The following is a 25,434-nucleotide window of genomic DNA, read 5'->3' on the forward strand; positions in this document are numbered from 1 at the left end:
GCATGAAATTATTGTACCTGTAATAACACTTCTTCCAATGTAACACCTACCAGTCCTTCGAGATCTATCTTTGACTGGCGAAGATCCCTTTCCAGTGTAATTTTTCTTACCAGCTCATTATTGTAGGAGCGATAGGCTTCCTTGTAAATGTCCATCGGCACGCTGGCATCGCCGGCTTTGAACTTTTCTTCTATCTGGCTGAAATGGTTCAGCGCATCTTCCAGTACCGGCAGATGTATCTCCAGCAACTGTTTCAGGGCGGCATAATCTTCATACTGATGTAATACCCTCGCTTTCAGCTCCATTGCCTTGGACTTCTTTTCGGTGTCTATCAGTTTGGACTGTGCCTTTACGCGTCTTACCTCGCTGGGGATGGTAATGAAGGATCCCAGTGGTACAAACACCCCGAAGTTGTAACGCGGATAATACACGCTGCCCTGGCTGTTACCGCGGAGCGTAATTTCGTTGAGGTTACCGGAGGCGGAGAAGAGGTTGGCCCATCTGGCGGCGGCTATACGCTTTTCGTATTTATTTACTTCCTGCTGTACGTCATAATGCTGAATACCGGGATTCTGCAGTGCCAGCTCTACCAGCCGTTGCTTAAAACGGGCTACTATGGCCGGATCACTGGGAAGACGCAGTAACACGGTATTACCGGTGTCCTGCTGCTGCGCATACATCTGCCTGCTGCTGCCCAGCAACAACGCGGCGATGATAAGGCCTTTAGTGATTAATCGGGATGAGTGGTTCATATATATTTGACTTTTATGGTGATGGCTGTATATACACTCAGCATAATCGCGGACTCCACCAGCGAAGTGGCATCCTGCGCATACATCGCTATGCACATGGCAAATACGGCAGCGGCAATGCTGATCATCAGCAGCTTGTCCAGTTCGTTGCCGGCCCTGAAATAATTGTACACGGCGCCCTGCACAATGAAGAACAATACGCCCGCTATCAGGAACATGCCGGCATAGCCGCTTTCCAGTACCAGCCGCAGGTATCCGTTGTCCGTCTGGAAATCAGCCAGCATACTGCCTCCGGGATTCACCAGCGCGGCATTCCCACCGGTGCTCAGCAGCCCGCCGCCCAGCGGATGCTTATAAATAAATGGCTGAATCATATGCCGGTTCTTATCACGCACATTCACGGAGGCGTTCTCCGATCCGAGGAAAGCCGTACGTACCCGCACAATGGTAGGGTTGCCGTGGAAAGGCCCGAACAGTATAGCTACTGCCGCCAGCGTAAACACGATGGCGATAAGAATGGTATTTCTTTTTTGTATGCTGGCAAGGAAGAAGACAATCATGCCCATCGGCAGCATCACATAACCCGTGCGGGTACCGGTATAGCCCAGTGCCAGCACCTGCAGTATGGCAGAAACAACCAGCAACGCCTTGTAACCCAGCTTGATGGTGAAACGGCTGGCGGTAAGCAATATCAGGCATACCAGCACATTACACGCCATGATGATGCCCAGCACAGCGGCATCGGCCATAAAGGAAAACAGGCGTATCCCGCCGGCAATCATGGTGGTGCCAAACCGGTCACGGTATTTATAGAGGTAGGCCTTCTCAAAAGGCATCAGCCCGATCCATTGCTGGATACAACAGTACAGCGCTGCCAGCGTACCGATAAACAACCAGTATTTAAAGAAGGTATGCACATCCTTCATGGTGGCAAACAGGTTCAGACCAATATAAATCAGCAGCATGCTGCGCATGAATACCCGCATGAACACCAGCCATCCGAACAGCGAGCCGCCGGTCGGATTCACTATCTCCACACACAACCAGATGATGTATAAATAATAACAGATCAGTATCGGCTCTTTGGAGAATTTTACGCGTTTGAAGCTGGCATCTCCGCGGCGGATAATACACCCAAAGAGGGTACACAGCAACAGCGCATCCATCACCAGCCCTATGTTCTGCCTCGATCCCGACATGCGTTGCAACATGGGCAGGAATACGGTAACGGTGATGTATATATAAAAGCCGAGCTTATAGCGTGTCAGGCTGACAATACATAATGCAAGCCCGACAAACACCACGGTGATACCTATACCCGCCACCAGGTCCATGGAAGAAAGTACAGACACTATCACCACCATCAGCACCCATACAGCTATGAGCGCGATGTTACCGCCATTCTTTTTTAAGATAGTTGACATGTCAGGACCTCGTTGTATAATATTTTACAGGAATAATGTTTTTATTAACAGCATCATAATGACAAGACCGGCAAATAATACAATCAGGTTCTTGTGCAATTGCTCGCTGATTTTTTTATGCTCTTTCTTCTTTTTCATATCATCTGCTTTTTATCAGCCACCGGGGCCAGCGAATAAGGTTGCTCCCTGAAAACGCCCACGAACAGGAACTTTAATTTCAGGAGGAGGCAAAGCCTGTAAAGCAATATCGACAGGAATATACCGGCTGCCATCAGCACCGCCGTAATCAAGGGAACGCCCGTAATAATGTGTGTTCTGAGAATCACCAGCCGTAAGGGGAATATAATGCTCAGGTGTAACAGGTATATGTATAAAGAATAATGACCGATAACTTTTATGAAGGCCAGCCGCTTGTATTTACTCAGCAGCATAGAGAGCATAATTACTACGATACCACCGATAGTAGCCAGCGCAGAAAAAATATAAATGTTGGTGTCCGCATGTTTCAGACAGAAATACTGCGCTGCTGCAAACACCGGCAGCATAGCCAGCAGCAGGTAACCATTGGACAACCGCTCCTGAATTTTCTCATTGAAAAACCACGGTGCAGCTACATGTCCCAATGCAAAAAATACATAATAGTACATGACATCTGAAATAGTACTGATGTCGCCGGCCAGCGGAATCATACCCAGGAAAATTAATCCCAGCGCTATTTGTACCGGCCATTTCAGTTTCAATGCAACATGACTGAAGAGATATAGCACAGATACATTGAACAGGGCAAACAGGTACCATTGCTGCAGCATGGCCCGCGGATGAATGAGTATATCGATGTAGTTTTCTATCCCGCGTTTATGATTGGTACTGCCGGAGAAAACAATCTGCAGCGTCAGCTGAATAACACACCATACGATATAGGGATGCAGCAGCGTATTCACCTTGTTGATGAAAAGGTTGTACGGTCCCCGCTTTGTCAGGCTGCTGGCAAAGAACAGGCCGGACAGAAAAAAGAATAGCGGCATCCGGAAACCATACAGCGCTTCATTGGCATTCATCATCGTATCACTGATGGTTTGTCCGCTGTACAATAAACCATACAGCACATGACGATATATCACAAATATCATCGCCATGCCCTTGGCATAGTCTACCCAGGCATGACGGCCGTTATCAGCCGGCCGGAAAGAAAAAATATAAGTGATCCACTGTGGCGTTTTCATCACGTGTTGCTTTGTGGCAGCATTACAGCTCCAGGAAATCCTCGTTTACATTATTTAATACGGCGCCCAGTAACTTTCCGTTCAGTGACTGAAGGAAGGATACGGAGTCTTTGTCAATCTGTTTAACGGATGCTTTGGAGGAGAATACGGCGATCACCCCTTCGGCATAGGCTTCCAGCTCTTTACTGTCTGTATATTCATTCAGCGGCGCGCCTTCCATCAGAATAAAATCATAGTAGGCGGTCAGCTGCGGCAGATAATTCAGCAGATGATTTTTGGGGAGTATTTCATTCGGGGTATAGTCGCCGCCTCTGCAGCCAATCACTTCGATGCCGTTGGCAGAGTAGGTGGTAACAATTTCTCTTACCTTATCTATGCTGAATTTATCCGGTTCTATGGAAAAGCTCTCCAGTGTTGGCTTTGCTTCCAGTTGCACGGTGAGGTCATTATTGCAGAAGTTGGTGTCAATAATGAGTACACGTTTGTTGCTTAAGCTGAGGCTATACGCTACGGCCTGCACCAGTGTGGTTTTACCCTGCTGTGGTTCTGTACTGGTAAAGAGGAAGATGGATTTGCCGCTGTTCTCCAGTTCGTACCGGAGCTTGCGGAGCAGCTCCCGGAAGGTGTTCTGCCGTTTGCGGACTACTTCGTTATCTTCAATCTTCTTATGTAGTACATTTTCGATATTATTTTTATGGAGGGCAGCATGGTTGATTGTGCTGATGAGTTTCAGGTCTACATTGCGTTCAAATACGGATGGTGATTTGATAGAAGAATCAAAGAATTCCATCAGCAGGATGCCGAGTGTAGTCATGATAAATACCGCGATGCCGGCCATCATCATAATAGCCAGGCGTTTGGAGCTTTCCGGCTTGAACGATGGCATGCCCACCAGCGTCTGCCTGAAGTTATCTACGGCGGCTGTTCTGTTGTCCATGGCGGCATTCAGCTTTTCTTTCAGCTTATTGTATTCTTCCTGCGCCAGTGTTACTTCCTGTTGCAGTACGCTCACGGTGGCTTCCTTGTTGGCATAGGTGCCTACAGAACCTTTCAGGGAGCGGATCTTGGCGCGCATATTTTCTATGTTCTGTGTAGAGGCGCTGAGCTGAGCTGTCAGCGCAGATTTTTTCTGCAGCAGTTCATCTTTGGAAATGCCTTTACCCGAAACGGTGGAAGAGCTGGAAATGGCGTCCTGGTATTTCTTGCGCAGGTCTTTCAGCTTTTCCTGTATCTGCGGATCGTTGCCGCCGGCGCGCAGGTTGTCATCGTTGGCCTGATTGATCTGCCTGCGGATATTAACGATGTCGCCGTTGCCGTTATCATATACAGTCTTGCCGCTGCTCACCATAGAAAGCTGACCGTTCACACTTTCCAGGGAAGCGGATAAGGTATTGTTATTGGCCTGTTCTTCGAGCAATGTTTTTTCCAGAGAAGAGATCAGCCCGAGTTCATTGCCACTGGCAGCTTCTACGTTCAGCAGCCCTTCTGATGATTTGTACATGCGCAGCGCTTCCACTTTTTTGTCAAGCTCCTGCTTTTTCTGATGTACCAGGTCATCGAATGTTTCAATATTTTCTACAGAGCGCTCGGAACGCAGGCTGCGGTAGTAACGGATAAATTCTTTATAGAGGGCATTTACTACGTAGGCAGACTCCTCTGCATTGGGGGAGCGGAAGGTAATATCGATGTAGTCTGTCCGCTGCAGACGGTTTATATTAAGCGTTTTGCGGATGGACTCGTAATCATAGCCACATAGTTTGAGATAATCCATCAGGCGCGTTTCTTCCGGTATGTAGGCAGACAGCATTTGCATGGAGTCCAGTTTACGGCGGCACAGCTCCAGCGCCTCCGTTTTGTTGAACTGGCGGTAGGCATCGCTTTTCATCTGTTTCTCTGTCAGACGCGCAAATGGTTTATTGCTGCTGAGGTCATGGATAACCATATTATAGGCAAGCAGACTTATTACCAGCGGAGAGTTCAGGGTCTGAATGGTATTGTCGAACTTTACATCGGCTTCATACATCGGAGTGTTCTCATCCCGCAGTGTGATCTGATCCTTCATGGTGAAGCCGGTAGAGAATTGTGCATTGGAAACATATAATCTCGGCCTGCCCATAGTCAGTACGAAAGCGATTACTACTGCTGCGACAGAGCCGGCCAGTATCCACCATTTCTTTTTGTAGAGGGCTTTTACGAAATATATTACATCCATGTCAATTATTATTTTTTATCAATTATAAACACTTAAAAAATCCGGCAGCCCGGATGTTTTTATCTCTCCACAGGGAGATATTATACTGCTGTAATGAACGTTGTTTTTGTTGGCTGCCATATCGTATATGCATACAGACAGGCGTTTGCAGGCAGTTGTGGCCATGCACACAAGCAGTTCAGAGGAATGGAAAAAAAATCGAAATCTGATGGAAAACAGATCGTTGGCTTATCGAAGGATATTGGTTGTTAACAAAAACGCTGTTTCAGTCGGCACATAATTCTCCACTAGCGTATCCGGTTTCAGGGTGCTAAATTAATCCGCAGTTACTTATTATGCTCATCTTTTTACGTGAAATAATAAAATTTGTTGGTGAACGATGCAATTTGAACGGTGAAAAGATCGCAGCGATAGCTATTAAGTAGTTAATTACGAATTACGAATTGCGAATTACGAATGAAGAAGCGAAGAGCTAAATGTAGATTAAAGGTGATAATCTTAAAAATATCCACTTTGATCTACGTTTAGCTCTTCGCTTCTTCATTCGTAATTCGCAATTCGTAATTCGTAATTAACGGAAATGAAAGTACGTTTCCAGCGAAAGCAGCCCTATCACCATGCCCGTCCCAAACCGTAATACCTTACCGTAAGTTATCTTGTCGTACGGCGCCAGCGCCAGTACAATAAATGGTGCAGCCTGTGCCACATAGCGGGAGCTGAAGAGGTGCGTAACCTTGAAACTGCTTGCCAGCAGCAGCATGCCGGAGAACAGGATGAACAGGAAAAAGACATCTTTCCGGCGCTGCCACGCACGCAGCAGTGAACAGACAATGAAGTATATGGCTACGGTTGCCAGCAGCGGAGAGATGATAAACGGATATAACTGCATGGCCTTTGCAGGCAGTATTTTATCCAGTGCTTCGCTGAGCGGACTATACGAATAATGCAGCAGGGTAACGTTCGCCGCAAGTAATATGAAATACGTAATGAGCAGATACCATCCTGTCTTCCTGTTAAAAATAAACCAGGAAGGTGCAATGATAATTACCAGCAGTGCGCCATAGGCGAACGCAAGAATACCATGCCATATGTCAATACCACCTGCGCCTGTAATTGCCTGCCGTGGCGGCATCAGGCCCTGCCAGATCAGGAATACCGGTACGCACATAGCCAGCGCCACGGCATTATACAGGAAGAGCAGCAGCCATCTGCGGCGATCCTGAAAATGATATAACAGCAGTACTGCGCTCGCAGGTACAATCACCAGAAACGGTGAGCGACCCAGGATGGAAAGCCCCAGGCATAGCCCTCCCAGCAATGCCAGCAGGCTGCCGGTGATAACGGACCGTTGCAGTGCTATATATATAAGGAGTACGGACAGCGCAGCAAAAAATACAGGAGGAATTTCGGTGAGCGCCATACCGGATACCTGCCATATCATGGGAATGGCCATGATGTTGAGGGCAGGCAGCAGCGCCGTACGGAAGTCCTTTGCCTGCATCCGCATAATGGCAGCAGCCAGTACGAGTATCGTCAGGCCCAGCAGCGCCACATTTACCAGCCGGATTCCCGGCGTCTGCATATGCGTGAGCGGCTTGAAAATAATATGTACAAACTGATACAGGGGGCCTGGCGCCTGGTTGTCTATGTTCACCAGAAACTCCCTGCTGAGTCCATATTTTTCAAAAAGGTACACATTGGGAATAAACAACGGCTCATCAAAGAGCGGTGCCTGTTGATGATAAACGGTCAGCAGCAGCAGGAAAAGATAACCTCCAAGACCGGCCATGAGCAGGAGCGGAGCGGGGAACAGCTTATTTTTCATCAGTCAGTTATAAGTAGTGGTGCAATTGCGGCGTTGAAATTATAAAAATAAATTCAGCAAACTGAAAATATACTGCGGAGCATTCCGGATTAAAGAAATCGTTTTTTCGTTCACGTCAGATTTCGTTGCATTTACGGATAAAAATTGTTCGTTTACCAAAAAGAATAGAAGTAATTATCAAAGTGTTATAATTTCACACTCGTTAAAGAAAAAAAAGATGCTTATATTTAACTAAGCATTAAATGAAAAACTTTAGAGCGGGAATTTATTCCCATTAACCTGCCAGCATCCCCTGAAAAACTACCGAATAATTTTCCTGACCTTATCCATTTAAAACCTTCTAGGGTATTGTATTGCATGTTGCTGTACACTTCCCGTAACCAAATATTAAAATGTTAAGAAGGTAATGAAAAAGAAAATACTGATTATTGATGATAGTTCACCGATAAGGTTCTTATTGGAAGCCCTGTTCAGTAAACAACATGCTGTAATCGCAGCGCAGGATGGCCTGGTGGCTATGTCCTGGTTATCCAACGGCAACAAACCGGATCTGATTATCACAGATCTGCAGATGCCTAATATTAACGGCTGGGAATTACTGGACTTCCTGGCAGACAGTTATCTGTACAAAGATTTACCGGTTATCGTGCTTTCAGGATCTACAGATACCGCTTCAACCAATCTCACTGCCCGCTACAGCAATGTACAGGCCGTCATGTCAAAACCATTTGATCCCCAAAAATTGCAGGAGCAGGCAGAAGCCATCTTACTAGGGCAACTGACCCCGGTACATGTTTCCTAGCCGGCACTGCAATCATAAATCCTAATAACTGAGATATGCATTCTACGATTACACCTGATTTGACGACACTGCACAATGTTTCCCGCAGCGCGGAATACCGCACACACGTTGTACCGATGTATACGGACTACGACAGGATTCTGCTGTTTGTTGGAAAGGCTTATCATGCTTTGCCCGAAGGCGTTAACGGATTTCAATATGTGATGGTAGAAAATGTGGCGACCGCCGAAAAAACAATCGGACAACTGTTGAATAACTACCGCAAAATACCCGCGGTGATTGTGTTTAATTTCAGCAGCGATTACGAAGAATCCTTCGCGCAGTGGAAGACATACCTGGAATCCCACCGGGTACTGCGCTCCATTCCTTTCTTCCTGTACAGCGAACATGTAACGGATGCGCTGAGAGAGTTGCACAAACAATATCCTTTTATTGATGAAATCATCAGCAGGGATTGTTTTGCCAACCTCGACAACAAAGTAAACTTTGTAGCGAAATTCAAACGGCTCCAGTTATTCAGACCTGCTGCCGCCGCACCACGCGTACCGAGAAGTTTCAGCGGCATAGTAAGCAACACGCTGAAACGCGCCTTTGATATACTGGTATCTGCTACGCTTATCCTGCTGTTATCCCCGCTGTTATTACTGATCGCTTTGCTGATCAGGATCGAATCCAAAGGCCCCGTTATTTACAGGGCGCCACGCGCAGGCAGTAACTACCGTATCTTCAAATTCTATAAATTCAGAACGATGATTGCAGATGCAGATAAAAAACTGCACCAGCTGAATCACCTGAACCAATACGATACGAACAGTAAAGGACCTAAATTCTATAAGGTATCCAACGACCCGCGCATCACACGCCTGGGCAACTTCCTCCGCAATACCAGCATAGATGAAATTCCCCAGCTGTTCAATGTGCTGAAAGGAGAGATGTCGCTCGTAGGAAACCGCCCGCTGCCATTATACGAAGCAGCTACGCTTACTACCGATGAGTGGGCGGAACGTTTCATGGCGCCTGCCGGTATCACCGGACTGTGGCAGGTGAGCAAACGCGGAAAGAAGGAGATGTCCGTAGAAGAACGTATAGAGCTGGATATCCGTTATGCCAGAAAAAATTCATTCGTGTATGATATGTGGCTGATGGCAAGTACGCCAAAGGCACTGATCCAAAAAGACAATGTGTAATGACAGGATTCATCGTATCCGTATGTTTTGCCTATATCGCTGTATGTATTGCCTGTAACCTGCTGCTGGCACTGGCCGGCAGATTAAACGGAAGCAGGAAACCATTGCCGGAAACCCGGAGCTATAGCCGTATTGCCATTATGGTGCCGGCTTACCGGGAAGACAGCATCATCCTTTCCAGCGTTAAGAGCTACGGAGCGCTGAACTATCCGCATGACAGATACGAAGTAGTGGTGATTGCAGATTCCTTGCAGCCTGCTACGCTCGAACAGCTGAAACATACAGGCGTTACCGTTATTGAAGTATCTTTTGATAAAAGCACCAAGGCCCGTTCCCTGAACGCGGCCTTTGGCCGGCTTTCCGGAAACTATGACCTGGCGCTGATCTGCGATGCGGATAACATGCTGGAGCCGGATTTTCTGCTGAAGATCAACCGGGCCTGGCAGGCCGGAGAACAGGCCATACAGGCGCAGCGCGTAGCCAAAAATATGGATACGCCCTTTGCCGTACTGGATGCTGTAAATGAAATGATCGCCAATTTCCTGTACCGCCGCGGTGCAAACGCACTAGGCTTATCCTCTTCCGTCATCGGTTCCGGGATGGCTTTTTCCTACGGAATGATAAAGGACGTGATGCAGGAAATACAGGCCACCGGCGGATTCGATAAAGTGCTGCAACTGCTGGTGATTGAAAAGGGACATAAGATATATTACCTGGAAGATGCCCTGGTATTTGATGAGAAGGTAGAAAGTCCGGAAGCCTTCGGTAACCAGCGCCGCCGTTGGGTATCCAGTCAGTTTGTATACCTGCGAGCCTACTGGACAAAAGGCTGGAAGGCATTGCTGCGTGGCCATATAGACTATTTCAACCTGGGCGTAATACAGAATCTGTTACTGCCACGCACCTGGCTGCTGGCTGCCGTAACACTCTGTACTGCTGCCAGCGCAATCGCCGGACAATACCGTTTCATCCCGCTTTACGGCTGGATCGTATTGTTTGCAGCCAATATTTTATCACTGCTGCTGCCGGTACCGGTAGCCTTTTATAAAAGGTATTCCCTGACGGTGCTGCGCATCCTGCCGAAAGCGCTGGGCATTATGCTCATGCTGCCTTTCCGGCTGAAAGGGGCCAACAATAAATTCATTCATACGCATCATTCTAAAACTACCATTGATAACCCGTTGTTAGATGTCCCTGGAAAATAATACATATCAGCCGCTGGTATCCATCATTACGGTGAACTACAATAATACAGGCGTCACGGCGGAACTGCTGCTGTCGCTCAATAATATCACCTATTCCAATCTGGAAGTGATTGTTGTGGATAATGCTTCGGAAGAAGACCCGTCGATAACCCTGACGGCTATACGTAAGGACGTGAAGGTGTTGCGGAGCAGGATTAACAGAGGCTTCGCCGGCGGCAATAACCTGGGTATCCGGGAGGCTTCCGGTGAATATTTTTTCCTGGTGAACAACGATACGGAATTTACGGAAGGACTGATAGAAGGATTGCTGGAAGTATTCCGGCAGCACAGGGATGCCGGTGTGGTGAGCCCGAAGTTCCATTACTTCTTTCACCCGGGTACCATTGAATATGCCGGTTACCAGGAAGTAGACCCCTGGACAGGCCGTAACAGCATGATCGGTTGCCGCGAACAGGATAACGGGCAGTACGATGAACTGAAGGAAACACCCTACGCTCATGGCGGTGGCATGATGATCGCCGCAAAGGCACTGCGTAAAGTCGGACTCATGCCGGAACTGTATTTCCTATACTACGAAGAATTCGACTGGTGTGAGATGTTCAAACGCAAAGGATATAAAATTTACTATCAGTACAAATCGCTGATCTATCACAAGGAATCCATGACCACCGGAAAGAACAGCGTACTGAAAACATATTATATCACCCGGAACAGAATACTGTTTATGCGCCGCAATATGAAAGGCGCCGCACTATTCATCTTCCTGGTGTATTTCACTTTTCTGACGATACCAAAGAACACGCTGCAGTTTCTGCTGAAACGGGAACTCTCTCACCTGAAAGCATTCTGGAGCGGCGTACTATGGCATCTCGGACATCTTAAACCAATGCAAACATATGTGTGGCATAGCCGGTTTTATTGATTTTTCGAAAAAATCAAACATTGACATACTGCAGGGGATGACAGATTCCATGCAGCACCGTGGCCCCAACGATGCGGGCTACGAAGTGTTTGACGCCACCAATGCCAGCATCGGTTTCGGCCAGCGCCGCCTGTCTATACAGGATCTGTCCAGCTCCGGCCACCAGCCTATGCACTTCCAGCAATACACGCTCATCTTCAATGGTGAAATCTATAACTTCCATGAAATAAGAAAAGAGCTGGAAATCCGCGGCTATCACTTCTCCTCAGGTTCTGATACAGAAGTGCTGCTCAAAGGATACGACTGCTGGAAGGAGAAAGTGGTAGACAGGTGTATCGGTATGTTTGCCTTTGTGGTTTATGACCGCACACGGAATAAAATTATCTTCTGCCGCGACCGGGCAGGGGTGAAGCCGCTTTACTATTACTGGTACAATAATGTTTTCCTCTTCGGCTCTGAACTGAAAGCATTATGTGCGCATCCTGCATTTCAGAAGGAGATCGATGTCAACAGTCTTTCGCTGTTCCTGCAGTTCAGCTATATTCCGGCGCCCTACGCGATCTATAAGAATACCTGGAAACTGAAACCCGGTCACTTCCTGGAACTGGATCTGGGCAATACCGGTTTACATACCTATCCCTACTGGGAAGTGCTGGATGCCTATAAAAAGCCGCTGACCACCCAGCCGCTAGAGGCAGTCATCAATGAAACAGAGGCATTGATGAAGAGTGCGTACAGCTACCGCATGGTGGCAGATGTGCCTGTTGGCGTATTTCTCAGCGGAGGATATGACAGCGCCAGCGTAGCAGCGCTGCTGCAAAAGGATGCCACCTCCCGCATCAAAACCTTTACCATCGGCTATAAGGAAAAAGCGTTCGATGAATCTGCGGAAGCAAAAAAAATAGCCCATCATCTGGGTACCGATCATACGGAATGGATCATTGGCCCTGCTGATGCAAAAGAAGTGCTGCACCACCTGCCGGAAATCTACGACGAACCATTCGCGGATAACTCCACAGTACCGACTACTTTAGTAAGCCGCCTGGCGAGCAGGCAGGTGAAAGTGGCGCTCAGCGCTGATGGTGGCGATGAAATATTTGCCGGCTACCATAAATTCGGACAGTCGCTGCGCTATACCGGTAATATGCCCAGAGGGATGCAATCCTTACTCAGTCATGCTATGGACCTCATCAACCCTGAATGGATTCCCTATTTCAATAAGCAGTACAATTTCGCTTCGCGGTATGAAAAGATGAAGCTGATATGGGCTTCCGGTCAGCCGCAGAAAGCCATGAAGTATATCAGCCAGTACCTGACGGAAACAGAAGCGCATCATTATATGAATACTGTTCCACAGGCATATAAAACCAGTTTTGACCTCAACGGAGAACTGAATGATGTGAACGATTCCCTGAACAGATTGCTGGCAGTGGATTACAAAACTTTCCTGGTAGATAACAACCTGGTGAAAATAGACAGGGCTACAATGTCTGTCAGCATCGAAGGCCGTGAGCCGATGCTGGATCACCGCCTGGTAGAATACCTGGCTACAGTACCGGCTTCGATGAAAGTGAAGGACAATGTAAATAAGTACATTCTCAAAACCATTGTACACCGCTATATTCCGCAGCACCTGATGGACCGTCCGAAACGGCCGTTCATAGCGCCTTTACAGGAGTGGTTCCGCGAAGAGCTGAAGGAACAGATGCAATACTATTTATCGGAAGAAAGATTGCGGAAATCCGGATTGCTGCATGCGCCGCATGTGACGCAGCTGTTGAAGAAGTATTTGTCCGGCGCTAAAGTCAGCCATCAGAAATTATGGAACCTGCTGGTATTTCAGCTGTGGTATAGCCGCTGGATAGAACAATTGTAACGTCCCCCTAAAATTATATGAGTGTGAAGCATGGTAAAATAAGAATACTGGAAACCATCCGCCAGGGTAAGATCGGCGGCGGGGAAAGCCATGTGCTGGACCTGGTAGCTACCCTGAACAGACAGCGTTACGAACCGGTGGTATTATCATTCACTGACGGTCCCATGATCAGCGCACTGCAAAAAATGAATATAGCCGTACACGTTATTCACAGTGAAAAGGCTTTTGATATCCCCGTCTGGAAACAGGTGAAACGTTTTCTCCGCGAGCAGCAGGTGCACCTGGTACATGTGCATGGCACCCGCGCCAATACCAATGTGCTTTGGGCCGCACGCAACCTCGGACTGCCCGTGATCTATACGGTTCACGGATGGTCGTTTCATGAAGGGCAGCACCCGGTAATGAAATGGGCCAGAACCCTTGCGGAGAAATACATCACCCGTAAAGCGCAGGTCAACATCTGCGTGTCTGAATCCAACCGGCAAACCGGGGATCAGGCTTTCCGCGGACTGAACGCAGTGGTGATCAGAAACGGTATCAACACCGCCAGGTTCAACCCGGATGCTTCCTATCCGGATATCCGCGCAGAATATAGTATTCCGGCGAACCACCTGGTACTCGGCTACATTGTACGCATGACCTACCAGAAGGACCCGCTGACGATGATCCGGGCTTTTGCAGAGGCGCTGAAACTGGTGCCCCAGATGACGCTGCTGATGATAGGAGAAGGCGAACTGAAGGACGCTGCCCGCAACGCCGCCATGGAAGCAGGCATCACAGAGCAGGTACGCTTTGATACTTTCCGCCAGGATGTACCTGCCGTACTGAATGGTATTGATATTTACTGCCTGCCTTCCCTGTGGGAAGGATTTCCTATCGGCGTACTCGAAGCCATGGCTATGGGCAGACCGGTTATCGCCTCTGATGTGGACGGTACGCGGGAGGCCATAGAGAACGGTGAGAACGGATTGCTGGTACCTGCGGCCGACAGCCACGCGCTTTCTGCCGCCATTGTTACGCTGGCTACGGATGCGCCGCTGCGCCAGCGCCTCGGACAAAAAGCCATCGCCAGTGTAGCAGAGCATTACCAGGTAGCAGATATGACAGGCAAGATTGAAGCTATCTACGATCAGCTGTATAAACCTTAAAAATTGCATTTGCAGATATGAATAAACCAGGCATCACCTACGAATACGAACGCATCGCTGATATTAAAAGACTCAACTTTATCACGGAAAGTCTGCAGCAGGAAATCCCTGCACAGGGAAAAGTACTGGATGTAGGCTGTGGTAACGGGGTTATCAGCAGGCACCTCGGACAATTCGGTTACCAGGTGCTGGGTATAGACATCAGCCAGAAAACAATTGATGTGGCCCGCTCCAAAAATACTTTGCCCAATGTTCGTTTTGAAGCGATCAGCGCGGAAGCGCTCACCGCGCAGGGGGAACAGTATGATGCAGTCATCTGCAGTGAAGTGCTGGAACATCTGCACCAGCCGGAAGTGTTACTGCGCACCATCTACGCCTCCCTGAAGGATAACGGACTCCTGGTAGTTACTGTACCAAACGGGATGGGCCCCAGAGAGGTGTGCGTTACCAAACCCATGCTCCGCGCGCGTAATAACCCTGCCATCTGGAAATTTATTCACCGGGTGAAAGGCGCCCTCGGTTTCAGAGGTACTACCGTACAATCCCAGGCCGATAACCTGGACCACGTACAGTTCTTTACCCGCAAGGATTTACAGCAGCTCGCCAGCAGCAATGATTTTAATATCATCCGCTTCGCAAAAACCAATTTTGTAGAAGACGTATTTCCTTTCTCCGTGCTCACTAAAAAACTACGCTTTCTGCAATCCCTGGACTGCAAGGTAGCAGAAGTACTCCCATACAGCTTCACCGGCGGCTTCAACACCCTCTGGAAGAAAAACAGCTGATACCCAACAAAACACCATCATCAAAACACCATCAAAAAAAACAAAACCGCTCAAATCTCCGCTGCATTCCAAATAACCAAATCTCAAATAACCAAATAACTAAATACCATCGATTTTGTCGAATATCTCCGGCGCCTGCGTCAGGTCAAATTTCCTGGCGAAGGGCCGGCCGCTGCCGAGTAATGCCGGAACGTCTGTCGTATCAAATGTTTTGGGATGTTCCTTGCCGGCGCTCCAGTCGATGTAATGCAGGCTGTGTTTCGCAATCTGCGCGGCGAACGGGCTGTTCATCAGGATGGTGGGCAGTATGAATTCATCGGAACCCCAGGTGAGTTTGAAGTAACGCTGGAGGGAAGGGTGTTCTTTTTCGTAGCGGAGGCAATAGGTTACGCAATCCAGACTGAGTGTCCACCAGGCATCGCCGCAGTAGAGTTTAAGTCCGTAGGGTGGTTTACGTGCCGGTAGCAGCCTGGTGAGCCATCTTCCCAGCATATATTTCCCCGTTAAATTGTATTCTACAAAATGGTAATGATCCATTTTGCTCATCATGGGTTGCAGGGCCTCGTCGGATATGACGTTGAGGAACTGCTGGCCGGGGTGTTGTTCCAGAAAGCGGATGATGTCGGGAATGGGCTGCAATGCATAGTCCTGGCCGCTGAGCAGGGTTATGTAGTCGTAGGCAACACCGGTTTGCACCACGGCGTGCATACTGTTCAGGGTAGCCTGACAAATGCTCCAGCCGGCCCAGATAACGTTTACGCGTTCCCGTACGGGAAATACCTGCGGCAGGTTAATGACTTCCTGCCAGTCCTGCAGGTTACATTTGAGGTCGATGTGCAGATAACAGTGAACAGCAGGGTGGGAGAGCCTTTGCAGCAGGCGCTTTACCTGTGCCGGGTGTTTATGTGCCAGTATTATAAATGCCAGTTTCATGGTTCGTGGAATTAGTCGTTAAGTACTACCGGTTTTTTTCTCCCTGCTTTTTGCAGCAGTGTTCTGCATTCCTGCCAGCCGTAATGCCATATGTCCCGCATTTGTATCTGCAGGTGTTTTCTGATAAAGTAATAACCATAGATGATAGCAAATATTACGGTACAGAAAGAAGCGATGGCTACGGATCTGATATCTTTGAAGAGAAGTATCAGCGTGATTTCCAGCGTTACGCTGAGTGCAAATTTCAGGATGTTTTTGTTAAAGTTGATGTGGGGCAGGTTCATCATGTCCAGTGTAACGCCGATGAAGCGGTCCATAGGCCAGCAGATGGCAGAGAGCAGGATGATGCGCACAATATCAGTTGCCGCCAGATAGGAACCGGATGCCAGTATCCGGATGAGTGGTTCTGTCAGCAGCAACATTCCCAGGATGAAGGGGAATATCAGGATGCTAACGGTGCCGGTATAACGGCAGAAGGCCCTGGCTACTGCGGGGAGATCCTGCCGGTTGGCGGATTCGGATAGGGTGGGTTGCGCAGTGGCAACGAAGCTGCGCAGGATGATTTCCACCACTTCCATAAATTTCTGCGGAATGCTGTAGAGCGCTACGGCTTCAGGTCCCAGCAGGTAACGTAGTACGATATTGTCGGCATAGCTCTGCCCGGTGGAAGAAGCCATGCTGCCTACTATCAGCCGTCCGTAACGGTACAGGGCCACGGCCTGTTCCCGGGTGCGGAAGGCGAATGTATGGAGGTACGTCCATTTACGCAACAGGCAATAGATGCTGGAAACGGCCATAGACGAAGTATATGCGAGTAATACGTTGGGCAGGGTTACCATATGCAGCAGGTACAGGATGCCGAGCAGTATCAGGAAAGTGCCGTTCTGTGACAGACGTATCAGCACTATTTTATCAAAGCGGTGTGTTGCCTGCAACATCCAGGAAGCGAAGTTCATGGGCAGGGAGAACAAGGTCAGTATCCCCAGCCAGCAGATAAAGAAATGCCAGGTAGCGTTGAGCCAGGGTCCTGCAATCAGGAATATCAGGAAACAGAGGGCTACATAACCCAGGGTGAGTATCCCGGAAATCAGCCAGCCCGCGCCGGCTACCCGCTTTCCGTCTTCTTCGCTGCTGCCCGCGTAAAATTTGATGATGCTGGTCTGCATCAGTCCTGTACGCACCTGGTCCAGTATATTATAGGAGGCAATAAATAATACCCACTCCCCGAAAGCGCTTTTAGGCAGTAGCCTGACGAGTAACGCAAACGACAGTACGTTAAAAAATGCAATAACAATATTGCCCAGCAACGAATGAAAATGCCTGCTCCTGAAAGCCGCGGGTAGCATGAACGCCATCTGATCAAACGGATTAATGATAAATGCCGGTTCTTGACAGGATACAGATAAAAGAGAAGGGCTGGGGTAAACAGCCGGCTATACTTGCGTTGACACAGGTATAATTTTTCTTGGTCTGCAAGATATATTTTTTATCGCTAAAAATTTTATTTTCTTCCGCTGCTGATATGCAATCTAATTCTCCGTAATTATATAGATATATAAAATATAAATAATTTATTATTTTATTATATAAATATGATAAAAAAATATAATTTGATTAAAGAAATTGCGTTTACTTTGTAGCAGCGGAAATGATGTGTGAATGACCCCGGAACTGCTGTCATACAGCAGTTGCAATGATACATATCCTGATTTGCTGATAGAAAAACCTTCTTGCCGATGATACAACTTTACGCTCGTCATGGGCTGTCACGTCTTATTTTATTTATACTGATCCCGCTGCTCTGTTATCGCACAGCAACCGCACAACAGGTAGCACGCACCTTACCCACAGGCTTTAACAACATAGCCGGATATTATGAATATCTTCCGCCTGACTATCATACCAATCCCAACAAGCGTTTCCCCGTTATCATTTTTATACACGGCGTAGGAGAACTGGCAGGCAGCAACCTCAGTAAGCCCCTGTCCGAAGTTTTGAAAAACGGATTACCGAATTATATACAGCAGGGAAGGTTTCCCGCTACATTTAAATCCGGCGGCAGCACCAACTCCTTTATTGTATTGTCCCCGCAGTTCAAGGTCTGGCCCGGCTCCGGCGACGTGCACAAACTGCTGGCCTACGCAGAAAGTATTTATCGTGTGGACTCCGGACGTGTATACGTTACCGGATTAAGTATGGGCGGCGGCGTAGCCTGGGGCGCTATCACGGAAGGCGGCGCCAAATCAGCGCAATATGCGGCGGCAGTAATGGTCTGCGGCGCATATGATCCCAATGCCAGTTACGCCAAACCCGCAGTGATTGCAGCCAACAACCTCCCGGTATGGGCCTTGCATAATGATAAGGACCCTTCGGTGCCGGTGAAATATTCAAGGGACTGGGTGGCCAAAATCAATGCCATACAGCCTCCCATCAAAGTGCCTGCTAAACTCACCATCTTCCGCCAGGACGGGCACAACGCCTGGTCCCAGGCCTATGATCCCAATTTCAAGGATCCGGTAACAGGACTCAATATCTACGAATGGATGCTGCAATACCGCATTGACAGCCTTGCTGCCGGCATTCCCACACCCGTGACCGGCGGCAAACGTATAACCGTTCCGGTTACCTCACCCGGCCAGATCTACTACGATGACGTCATGACCAGCCTCAAGGTCCAGCCCGGCGATACCCTCTGTATCCCCGCAGGAGACTATAATTTCATACAGCTGGGAAAAATAACCGGCACGGCAGATAAACCGGTAGTCATCACCAATTGCGGCGGACTCGTACGCGTTGGCGTTAACTGCCCCTCTACAGCTGCCGCTTTCGTTTTGTCCACGTGTAAATATTTTAAACTCGAAGGAAATGGCACGCCCGGTCTGACCTATGGTTTCGATGTGAACGGAACCAATAAAGACGGGGCGCCGCTCTTCGGGCTCTTCATCGGTAACGGCAGCACAGATATGGACATACACCATATTTATATCCACGACGCCGGCATGTTCCTCCAGGCTAAAACCCTGCAGTCCTGTTCCCGCCCCGAATACTGGGAAGGCCGCTTCGTGATGCGCAACGTAAAGCTGCATCACCTGCTTTGCCGCAACGCCGCATGGGAAGGCTTCTACATCGGTAACACCCATTACCTCTGGGACGATGCCAACTGTAAAGATATGCCCTCTCACCATATCGAAAACCTGGAAGTATATGCCAACGACCTCGAGAACATGGGCAGCGACGGTATCCAGGTAGCGATGGCGGATATGGGCAGCAACAGCGTACACGATAACCGCCTCGTTAATTACGCGATGGCCAGAAACAGCGCACACGGATATGGTATCCTTTGCGGAGGAAGAAGTAAACTGAAAATCTACAATAACACCATCGACCATGGCTTCAACCCCGGCATCCAGATTTTCGGAACAGGGCAGAATGACGTGTTCAACAACCTGATCACCAATATTGAATATGAAGGTATCGGGGTGGCAGATAAAGAAACTGCGGTAACCCCGCCGGCCGCCTTCATTTATAATAATACCATCGTCAACACCGGTCCTAATGGCATGAAGATATATGCGTCGCTCACTACCACCGGTCACCGTATATATAATAATATTGTGGTCGCAGAAGGCACCAGCTGGGACGCTCCGCAGAGTGGATATTATATTAAAGGACCTGCACCTGTAAAATTTGATTTCAGGAATAACCTGTCATTTAAAACAATCGCAGATGCGGGATTTGTCAACGCCGCCGCCGGCAATTACCGGCCTGCCGGTGCTTCTGCTGCAGTAGATGCCGGCAGAAGTATGACAGACCTGAACCTCACTGCCGATCTGGAAGGCAGCCGCCGCCCGCAGGGCACGGCCTTCGATGCCGGCGCCTATGAGTATAACGGGACCGGTAAAAATATTGCGCCTGCTGCCAATGCCGGCAAAGACCAGAGCATCTGGCCACCTGCCACCGGCGTGCAGCTGAACGGCTCCGCCTCCGCTGATCCGGATGGCACTATCACCTCATACAGCTGGAAAAAAATCAGCGGCCCCGGTGCGGTCAATATCAGCAATGCCGCCATCGCGCAGCCAGGAGTGACCGGCCTTGTCACCGGCTCCTATATCTTCGCACTAACGGTAACGGATAACGAAGGCCTCAGCAGTACTGATGATGTCACCATAACGGTATTGGCAAAACCCAATCAGCCACCGGTAGCCGCCGCAGGAAACGATGTGACACTAACCCTGCCGGTTAGTGCTACATTGCTCACCGGCAGTAACTCGCTGGATCGCGATGGACTGATTACCACCTATGCCTGGAAACAGCTCAGTGGGCCCAATACAGCTGTCATAGCCCGCACCGATGTCAGCAACACCGGCGTGAGCGGATTCATTGCCGGCACGTATATCTTTGAACTAACGGTAACGGATAACCTGGGTTTAACCGGAACGGCGCGTGTAGCCATTACCGTGAAGGCTGCCGCAGGCCCCAATCAGCCGCCGGTAGCCAATGCCGGACCTACCCGCACGGTTACCCTGCCGCTTAGCGCCGCTTCGCTTGATGGTACTGCCTCCTTTGATCCGGATGGCGCCATCGTGTCTTATGCCTGGAGCCAGACACAGGGCCCGTCAACCGGTACTATCACCGGGGCCGGCCAGGCCACCGCAGAGGTATCCGGACTGAAAGCCGGTATCTATCTATTTAAACTTACCGTAACGGATAACGGAGGACTCAGCAATTCCGCCAGCACGTCCATCGTCGTTAAAGATCCGGTAGATGTTCGTCCGCATGACAGCGCCAGCGTAGATCTGTACCCTAACCGCATCAGTGGCGGACAGCCGGTGAAACTGGTGATTACCCATCCGGAGACTAAAAACGTTTTCATCTCTGTCTATGACCTCAAAGGCACCCGGGAGATGCATATCTCCAGGCCCCTGAACGGATCGCTGACGGAAATCCTTGACCTGGGCCCGCTGGGAAGTGGCGTACATCTTATCCAGGTACGGGGTGACAATGGCTATAAATGGACAGGAAGGCTTATCAAACTGTAACGGTTATACGTAGTCTGATAGATGGGGTCACTGTTTTGAGTATATGCTAACAGTGTTCGCTCAGATGACCTCGTTTTACCGGTTGCTCAAAAGACAGGATCGCATCGTAGATGGCAGCCGCGGAGTTTTCCCAGGTATGCGATAAGGCAAATCCACGCCTGGCGGCAGCCTTCTCATCACTGTTTTCTGCCAGCGCTTTCTCCGCCTGTGAAATATAGGAAGAAAGATCTTCCGCCAGGTATACATGATCACGGAAAAGCTCCATGGTAGGGGTACGGGTGGCCAGCACCGGTTTACCCATTGCCAGGTACTCATCTACCTTCAGCGGGTAATTGCCCACTGTCAGGTCATTTACCACCTGCGGATTAATACAGATGTCGAAGTGCCGGATGTACGCCGGCAACAGATGCATCGGCTTGCCACCGGTGAAATACACATTGGGCAGGTGATGCAGCGCCGACTTACGGAAGGCCTCATCTTCATGACCTACCAGCACAAATTTCCACTGGGGTTTGGCTTGTGCCATTTTTTCCAGCAGGGGAATATCCAGCCGCAAACTTGTCAGTGCTCCCACGTAACCGATGACCGTACCGGAAATCCCGGTAATATCGGTTGGCATTTCATAATGTTTATCGGGATTGAAAAGATTCAGGTCACATCCCTGTCCTACATAATAACTGTTAGGGTTATACGTTTTCAACCGGTCTGCCAGGTACAGGGAATTGGCTACGCCCACATCTGCCTTGGCAATATGCATCGGTTCAATCTTTTCTCCGTGTTTCTTCCAGTAGTCTACCGCCAGCAGGTAATCCCGGCTGTAGTATACATATACGGCAGGGCGCAGCAGTTCTTTCAGGTGATAGCCCCTGAAAATATCGTTGTCATTGAAAAGGATAATATTTTCAAAGCCCAGCTGCCGGATGGCTGCCTGAATACTTTTCGCGAACCGTCTGTTATTCAGTTTGTTGAATACGGAAAACAGGGAGGTGGAAGGCAGCCAGTTAATGGATTCCAGCACCCGGGAAGGGTACAGGTTCCAGAAATTTTCGTTCAGCTGTACCAGCGATGGTTCTTTTCCGTTTACCACCTGCAGGTGATGACTGATATCGGGGTTGTTCTTTTCGGTCATGGCGGTGCGCCTGTCCAGCGGAACATTCACATATAACACGCGGTTCTCTTTGGCAAATTCCTGTGCAATATTTTTACAATTACTGCCAATTTTGGTATACCATGGCTGCAGGCCAATGATAACAATATCTCTGTTTCGGATACACATAGTGATCAGCACATTGAATAAAAAGATGGAGGTTGTTCCAGAGGAAGGATGGGTAAAATTGGTTGTGGTTGTAAAGTAACTAAAATAGGCGCGGGTATGCAAATAAACTTTTTCCGGATGAAAATGGTTAACTTAACTATTGTATAATCAGAATATTATGTCAGAAACAGTAGAAATCAGAAACCTCACTGCAGAAGATTATTTCGATCTCAGAGAGTCGATGGTATCCGCCTACCCGGATATGATGGGCAGCTATTGGGGAGAAGCAACGATTCAGCGGCTGATCAGATTGTTCCCGGAAGGCCAGATTGCGGTTACCGTCAATGATAAGGTAGTCGGATGCGCCCTGGCCATTATTGTAGACTATGATAAATTCGGAGATAATCATACCTATGAGCAGATCACCGGTTATTATACGTTTAATACCCACAATCCGAAAGGAGACATATTATATGGGATAGAGGTGTTTGTGCATCCTGACTACCGGGGGAAGCGGCTTGCCCGCCGCCTGTACGACGCGCGTAAGAACCTCTGTGAACAGCTGAACCTGGAAGGTATTGTTGCCGGAGGCCGCATTCCCAACTATGAAAAGTATGCCGATAAGCTCACACCCAGGGAATACATCGAGAAGGTGCAGGATAAGGAAATATATGATCCGACCCTGACTTTCCAGTTCTCCAATGACTTTACCGTAAAGAAGGTGCTGAAGAACTATCTGCCCAATGACGAAGCCTCCAAAGGTTTTGCTACCCTGCTGCAGTGGTTCAATATCTATTATGAAAAGGACAGCGATACTATCCGGTATAATAAGTCCACGGTGCGTATCGGGCTGGTGCAGTGGCAGATGCGTGATTATGGTGGCCTGGATGCGTTTCTGCAGCAGGTGGAGTTTTTCATTGATGCGGTCAGTGATTACGGGTCGGACTTTGTGGTGTTCCCTGAGCTTTTCAATGCGCCGCTGATGGCGGAGTTCAATCAGCTGGACCCGGCAGGCGCCATCCGGGGGGTGGCCAAATACACGGAAAGAATCCGGGAAAAATTCCAGGAACATGCCGTGTCCTATAATGTGAATATCATCTCCGGCAGTATGCCTATCGTAATCGATGAGGTATTGTATAATATATCCTACCTCTGCCGCCGCGATGGTACCTATGAGCACTATATCAAAATTCATCCTACACCCGGCGAAGTATATGCCTGGGGTATCAAGGGCGGTTCGGAGATAAAGGTCTTTGATACCGACTGCGGCAAGGTGGGTATCCAGATATGTTACGACGTAGAGTTTCCGGAGCCTTCCCGTATCCTGGCACAGCAGGGGATGCAGATTTTGTTTGTGCCGTTTATGACGGATACGCAGCATGCCTATAACCGGGTACGCTTCTGTGCGCAGGCACGCGCCGTGGAAAACGAATGTTATGTGGCCATTGCCGGCAGCGTTGGCAACCTGCCAAAAGTAAATAATATGGATTTGCAGTATGCACAATCCTGTGTACTGACCCCTTCCGATTTTGCCTTCCCGGTAACAGGGGTGAAGGCAGAGTCTACACCGAATACAGAGATGGTGGTAGTAGCAGATGTTGACCTGGTATTGTTGAAAGAACTGCATGCTTTTGGCAGTGTACAAACGTTAAAGGATATACGAAACGATCTTTACGAGGTAGTACAGAAGCCTGATGCTAAATAACGTATATACTTCAACGTTAAATATCTTATCTGATTGATTCACAGATCTTAATAAGATATTATCTGCAGTGTAACTTAAATCTGGAAAGCAAATATTTATCATCTTCATTAAATTAAAATGTAAATTAGAACCGGTTTTGATTAAATTAATCTGATAGATAAAGTTTTATAAAACACTAAAAATCAAATAAATAAATAAAGAATAAAAAGATGAATAAGAAGATCAATTTAGCGCTGCAGATACTCCCTTCCGTGCCTTCGGATGAGGTATATGCGGTAGTAGATGAAGCCATTGCCGTGATTAAGAACTCCGGTGTGAAGTACAGGGTATGTCCTTTTGAAACAGTCATGGAAGGTACCTATGAGGAGCTGATGGAGATAGTGCGTAAAACACAGGAAGTATGTTTCAAAGCAGGTGCATCTCAGTTGCTCGTGTATATAAAAATGCAGATACGGAAAGACGAAGATGTAACCATCGAAGAAAAAACCGGTAAGTATGATATGGTGTAGGGAATTTTAATTACCTTTCTGGACGACTAAAAGGACTATATGCGATATGCAGCCACTTTGGATGATAACTCTAAAATAATTACAAACCTGGTCATCATACTTACCCTGGTAATTTTATGCAGACAGATTACTGACATCAGTCAGGATGCAGTATTTACCAGCCTGTTATTATTTATACTCATCCCCGCCATTGTGATAGCCGGATGCCTGAGCCCCCGGTACTATAAAATAGAGGCAGACGCCATCCTTATCAAGCGGCCCCTGTTTCCCATCACCATTCTCCTGGACGACGTGGTAAGACTCCGTAGCATCACCGAAGAAGAATTGGGTACCAGCCTCCGCATGATGGGCATTGGCGGCGTTTTCGGTTATCTCGGCACCTACTGGTCCGCCGAAATAGGCAAATACCAGCGCTGGAGCACCAACCGCGAAAGCCTCGTACTGATCGAGTCCCAGAATCGCAAATGGGTGATAAGCCCCTCTGATGCGGATCATTTTGTAAGGAACGTGAATAAGATGATTAATGTGGCGATTTGATGAATTACGAATTACGAATTGCGAATTACGAATGTAGTTCGAAGATAAAAGCGAAGACCGAAGCAGATACTTAAGAGTATGATCGCTTCGGTCTT

General features: G+C 48.4%; 19 protein-coding genes. 11 read left to right on the forward strand and 8 right to left on the reverse strand.

Annotated features, from left to right (window positions below; genetic code table 11):
• Nucleotides 1-8 precede the first annotated feature (8 nt).
• From GWG06_RS01885 to GWG06_RS01905, 5 genes are all read right to left on the reverse strand, one after another.
• Nucleotides 9-752: a TolC family protein gene (locus GWG06_RS01885; protein ID WP_127042915.1), complete on the reverse strand. Its 744-nt coding sequence runs from the start codon at nucleotides 750-752 to the stop codon at nucleotides 9-11.
• Nucleotides 749-2,176 (reverse strand): O-antigen ligase family protein, encoded by a 1,428-nt coding sequence (locus GWG06_RS01890; protein WP_127042913.1) that lies wholly within the window; start codon nucleotides 2,174-2,176, stop codon nucleotides 749-751. The genes GWG06_RS01885 and GWG06_RS01890 overlap by 4 nt, the downstream gene beginning before the upstream one ends.
• 134 nt (nucleotides 2,177-2,310) lie before the next feature.
• Nucleotides 2,311-3,399, reverse strand: a complete 1,089-nt coding sequence (locus GWG06_RS01895; protein ID WP_160710984.1) for an acyltransferase family protein — start codon at nucleotides 3,397-3,399, stop codon at nucleotides 2,311-2,313.
• Between the two features lie 22 nt (nucleotides 3,400-3,421).
• Complete coding sequence (locus tag GWG06_RS01900) at nucleotides 3,422-5,611, reverse strand: exopolysaccharide transport family protein (RefSeq protein WP_160710986.1); 2,190 nt, start codon at nucleotides 5,609-5,611, stop codon at nucleotides 3,422-3,424.
• A 571-nt stretch (nucleotides 5,612-6,182) separates the two neighbouring features.
• Nucleotides 6,183-7,436 carry a glycosyltransferase family 39 protein gene (locus GWG06_RS01905; RefSeq protein WP_160710988.1) on the reverse strand — a complete coding sequence of 418 codons (1,254 nt, stop codon included), beginning with the start codon at nucleotides 7,434-7,436 and terminating at the stop codon, nucleotides 6,183-6,185.
• Between the two features lie 406 nt (nucleotides 7,437-7,842).
• Between GWG06_RS01905 and GWG06_RS01910 the strand changes: the two genes are divergently transcribed.
• The 7 genes from GWG06_RS01910 to GWG06_RS01940 are packed head-to-tail and all read left to right on the forward strand — an operon-like array spanning nucleotide 7,843 to nucleotide 15,361.
• A complete protein-coding gene (locus GWG06_RS01910) occupies nucleotides 7,843-8,238 on the forward strand; it encodes a response regulator (protein WP_127039766.1) in 396 nt (131 codons plus the stop codon).
• 35 nt (nucleotides 8,239-8,273) lie between these two features.
• The gene (locus GWG06_RS01915; RefSeq protein WP_235938081.1) at nucleotides 8,274-9,425 is read left to right on the forward strand and encodes a sugar transferase; all 1,152 of its coding nucleotides are present in this window, start codon (nucleotides 8,274-8,276) and stop codon (nucleotides 9,423-9,425) included.
• Nucleotides 9,425-10,630, forward strand: a complete 1,206-nt coding sequence (locus tag GWG06_RS01920; RefSeq protein ID WP_160710990.1) for a glycosyltransferase family 2 protein — start codon at nucleotides 9,425-9,427, stop codon at nucleotides 10,628-10,630. Before GWG06_RS01915 ends, GWG06_RS01920 begins: the two co-directional genes overlap by 1 nt.
• Nucleotides 10,614-11,552: a glycosyltransferase family 2 protein gene (locus GWG06_RS01925; RefSeq protein WP_160710992.1), complete on the forward strand. Its 939-nt coding sequence runs from the start codon at nucleotides 10,614-10,616 to the stop codon at nucleotides 11,550-11,552. The genes GWG06_RS01920 and GWG06_RS01925 overlap by 17 nt, the downstream gene beginning before the upstream one ends.
• Before the next feature lie 37 nt (nucleotides 11,553-11,589).
• A complete protein-coding gene (gene asnB / locus GWG06_RS01930) occupies nucleotides 11,590-13,428 on the forward strand; it encodes an asparagine synthase (glutamine-hydrolyzing) (RefSeq protein WP_235938082.1) in 1,839 nt (612 codons plus the stop codon).
• Nucleotides 13,429-13,445: 17 nt separating this feature from the next.
• Nucleotides 13,446-14,576, forward strand: coding sequence for a glycosyltransferase family 4 protein (locus GWG06_RS01935; protein WP_160710995.1), 1,131 nt, complete (start codon nucleotides 13,446-13,448; stop codon nucleotides 14,574-14,576).
• A gap of 17 nt (nucleotides 14,577-14,593) precedes the next feature.
• On the forward strand, nucleotides 14,594-15,361 hold the full coding sequence (locus tag GWG06_RS01940) for a class I SAM-dependent methyltransferase (protein WP_160710996.1): 768 nt from the start codon (nucleotides 14,594-14,596) through the stop codon (nucleotides 15,359-15,361).
• Between the two features lie 99 nt (nucleotides 15,362-15,460).
• On the opposite strand, the gene GWG06_RS01945 is transcribed toward GWG06_RS01940, so the two are convergent.
• A complete protein-coding gene (locus GWG06_RS01945; protein ID WP_127039784.1) occupies nucleotides 15,461-16,294 on the reverse strand; it encodes a beta-1,6-N-acetylglucosaminyltransferase in 834 nt (277 codons plus the stop codon).
• 11 nt (nucleotides 16,295-16,305) lie between these two features.
• Nucleotides 16,306-17,649 (reverse strand): lipopolysaccharide biosynthesis protein, encoded by a 1,344-nt coding sequence (locus GWG06_RS01950; protein WP_160710997.1) that lies wholly within the window; start codon nucleotides 17,647-17,649, stop codon nucleotides 16,306-16,308.
• Between the two features lie 381 nt (nucleotides 17,650-18,030).
• On the opposite strand from GWG06_RS01950, the gene GWG06_RS01955 reads away from it, so the two are divergent.
• A complete protein-coding gene (locus GWG06_RS01955) occupies nucleotides 18,031-21,333 on the forward strand; it encodes a PKD domain-containing protein (protein ID WP_160710998.1) in 3,303 nt (1,100 codons plus the stop codon).
• Nucleotides 21,334-21,379: 46 nt separating this feature from the next.
• On the opposite strand, the gene GWG06_RS01960 is transcribed toward GWG06_RS01955, so the two are convergent.
• Nucleotides 21,380-22,609: a glycosyltransferase gene (locus GWG06_RS01960; RefSeq protein ID WP_160710999.1), complete on the reverse strand. Its 1,230-nt coding sequence runs from the start codon at nucleotides 22,607-22,609 to the stop codon at nucleotides 21,380-21,382.
• Nucleotides 22,610-22,766: 157 nt separating this feature from the next.
• Between GWG06_RS01960 and GWG06_RS01965 the strand changes: the two genes are divergently transcribed.
• From GWG06_RS01965 to GWG06_RS01975, 3 genes are all read left to right on the forward strand, one after another.
• A complete protein-coding gene (locus GWG06_RS01965) occupies nucleotides 22,767-24,293 on the forward strand; it encodes a bifunctional GNAT family N-acetyltransferase/carbon-nitrogen hydrolase family protein (protein ID WP_127039796.1) in 1,527 nt (508 codons plus the stop codon).
• 209 nt (nucleotides 24,294-24,502) lie between these two features.
• The gene (locus GWG06_RS01970; protein WP_127039799.1) at nucleotides 24,503-24,802 is read left to right on the forward strand and encodes a thiamine-binding protein; all 300 of its coding nucleotides are present in this window, start codon (nucleotides 24,503-24,505) and stop codon (nucleotides 24,800-24,802) included.
• Between the two features lie 39 nt (nucleotides 24,803-24,841).
• Nucleotides 24,842-25,339: a PH domain-containing protein gene (locus GWG06_RS01975; protein ID WP_127039802.1), complete on the forward strand. Its 498-nt coding sequence runs from the start codon at nucleotides 24,842-24,844 to the stop codon at nucleotides 25,337-25,339.
• Nucleotides 25,340-25,434: the final 95 nt, after the last annotated feature.

This window comes from Chitinophaga solisilvae, assembly GCF_009928525.1.
Taxonomy (GTDB): domain Bacteria; phylum Bacteroidota; class Bacteroidia; order Chitinophagales; family Chitinophagaceae; genus Chitinophaga; species Chitinophaga solisilvae.

Excerpts from the sequence above, each read along its gene's own strand:
- GWG06_RS01885 (WP_127042915.1), bottom strand. The coding sequence starts at position 752 with ATGAACCACTCATCCCGATTAATCACTAAAGGCCTTATCATCGCCGCG.
- GWG06_RS01890 (WP_127042913.1), bottom strand. The coding sequence starts at position 2,176 with ATGTCAACTATCTTAAAAAAGAATGGCGGTAACATCGCGCTCATAGCT.
- GWG06_RS01895 (WP_160710984.1), bottom strand. The coding sequence starts at position 3,399 with ATGAAAACGCCACAGTGGATCACTTATATTTTTTCTTTCCGGCCGGCT.
- GWG06_RS01900 (WP_160710986.1), bottom strand. The coding sequence starts at position 5,611 with ATGGATGTAATATATTTCGTAAAAGCCCTCTACAAAAAGAAATGGTGG.
- GWG06_RS01905 (WP_160710988.1), bottom strand. The coding sequence starts at position 7,436 with ATGAAAAATAAGCTGTTCCCCGCTCCGCTCCTGCTCATGGCCGGTCTT.
- GWG06_RS01910 (WP_127039766.1), top strand. The coding sequence starts at position 7,843 with ATGAAAAAGAAAATACTGATTATTGATGATAGTTCACCGATAAGGTTC.
- GWG06_RS01915 (WP_235938081.1), top strand. The coding sequence starts at position 8,274 with ATGCATTCTACGATTACACCTGATTTGACGACACTGCACAATGTTTCC.
- GWG06_RS01920 (WP_160710990.1), top strand. The coding sequence starts at position 9,425 with ATGACAGGATTCATCGTATCCGTATGTTTTGCCTATATCGCTGTATGT.
- GWG06_RS01925 (WP_160710992.1), top strand. The coding sequence starts at position 10,614 with ATGTCCCTGGAAAATAATACATATCAGCCGCTGGTATCCATCATTACG.
- asnB (WP_235938082.1), top strand. The coding sequence starts at position 11,590 with ATGACAGATTCCATGCAGCACCGTGGCCCCAACGATGCGGGCTACGAA.
- GWG06_RS01935 (WP_160710995.1), top strand. The coding sequence starts at position 13,446 with ATGAGTGTGAAGCATGGTAAAATAAGAATACTGGAAACCATCCGCCAG.
- GWG06_RS01940 (WP_160710996.1), top strand. The coding sequence starts at position 14,594 with ATGAATAAACCAGGCATCACCTACGAATACGAACGCATCGCTGATATT.
- GWG06_RS01945 (WP_127039784.1), bottom strand. The coding sequence starts at position 16,294 with ATGAAACTGGCATTTATAATACTGGCACATAAACACCCGGCACAGGTA.
- GWG06_RS01950 (WP_160710997.1), bottom strand. The coding sequence starts at position 17,649 with ATGGCGTTCATGCTACCCGCGGCTTTCAGGAGCAGGCATTTTCATTCG.
- GWG06_RS01955 (WP_160710998.1), top strand. The coding sequence starts at position 18,031 with ATGATACAACTTTACGCTCGTCATGGGCTGTCACGTCTTATTTTATTT.
- GWG06_RS01960 (WP_160710999.1), bottom strand. The coding sequence starts at position 22,609 with ATGTGTATCCGAAACAGAGATATTGTTATCATTGGCCTGCAGCCATGG.
- GWG06_RS01965 (WP_127039796.1), top strand. The coding sequence starts at position 22,767 with ATGTCAGAAACAGTAGAAATCAGAAACCTCACTGCAGAAGATTATTTC.
- GWG06_RS01970 (WP_127039799.1), top strand. The coding sequence starts at position 24,503 with ATGAATAAGAAGATCAATTTAGCGCTGCAGATACTCCCTTCCGTGCCT.
- GWG06_RS01975 (WP_127039802.1), top strand. The coding sequence starts at position 24,842 with ATGCGATATGCAGCCACTTTGGATGATAACTCTAAAATAATTACAAAC.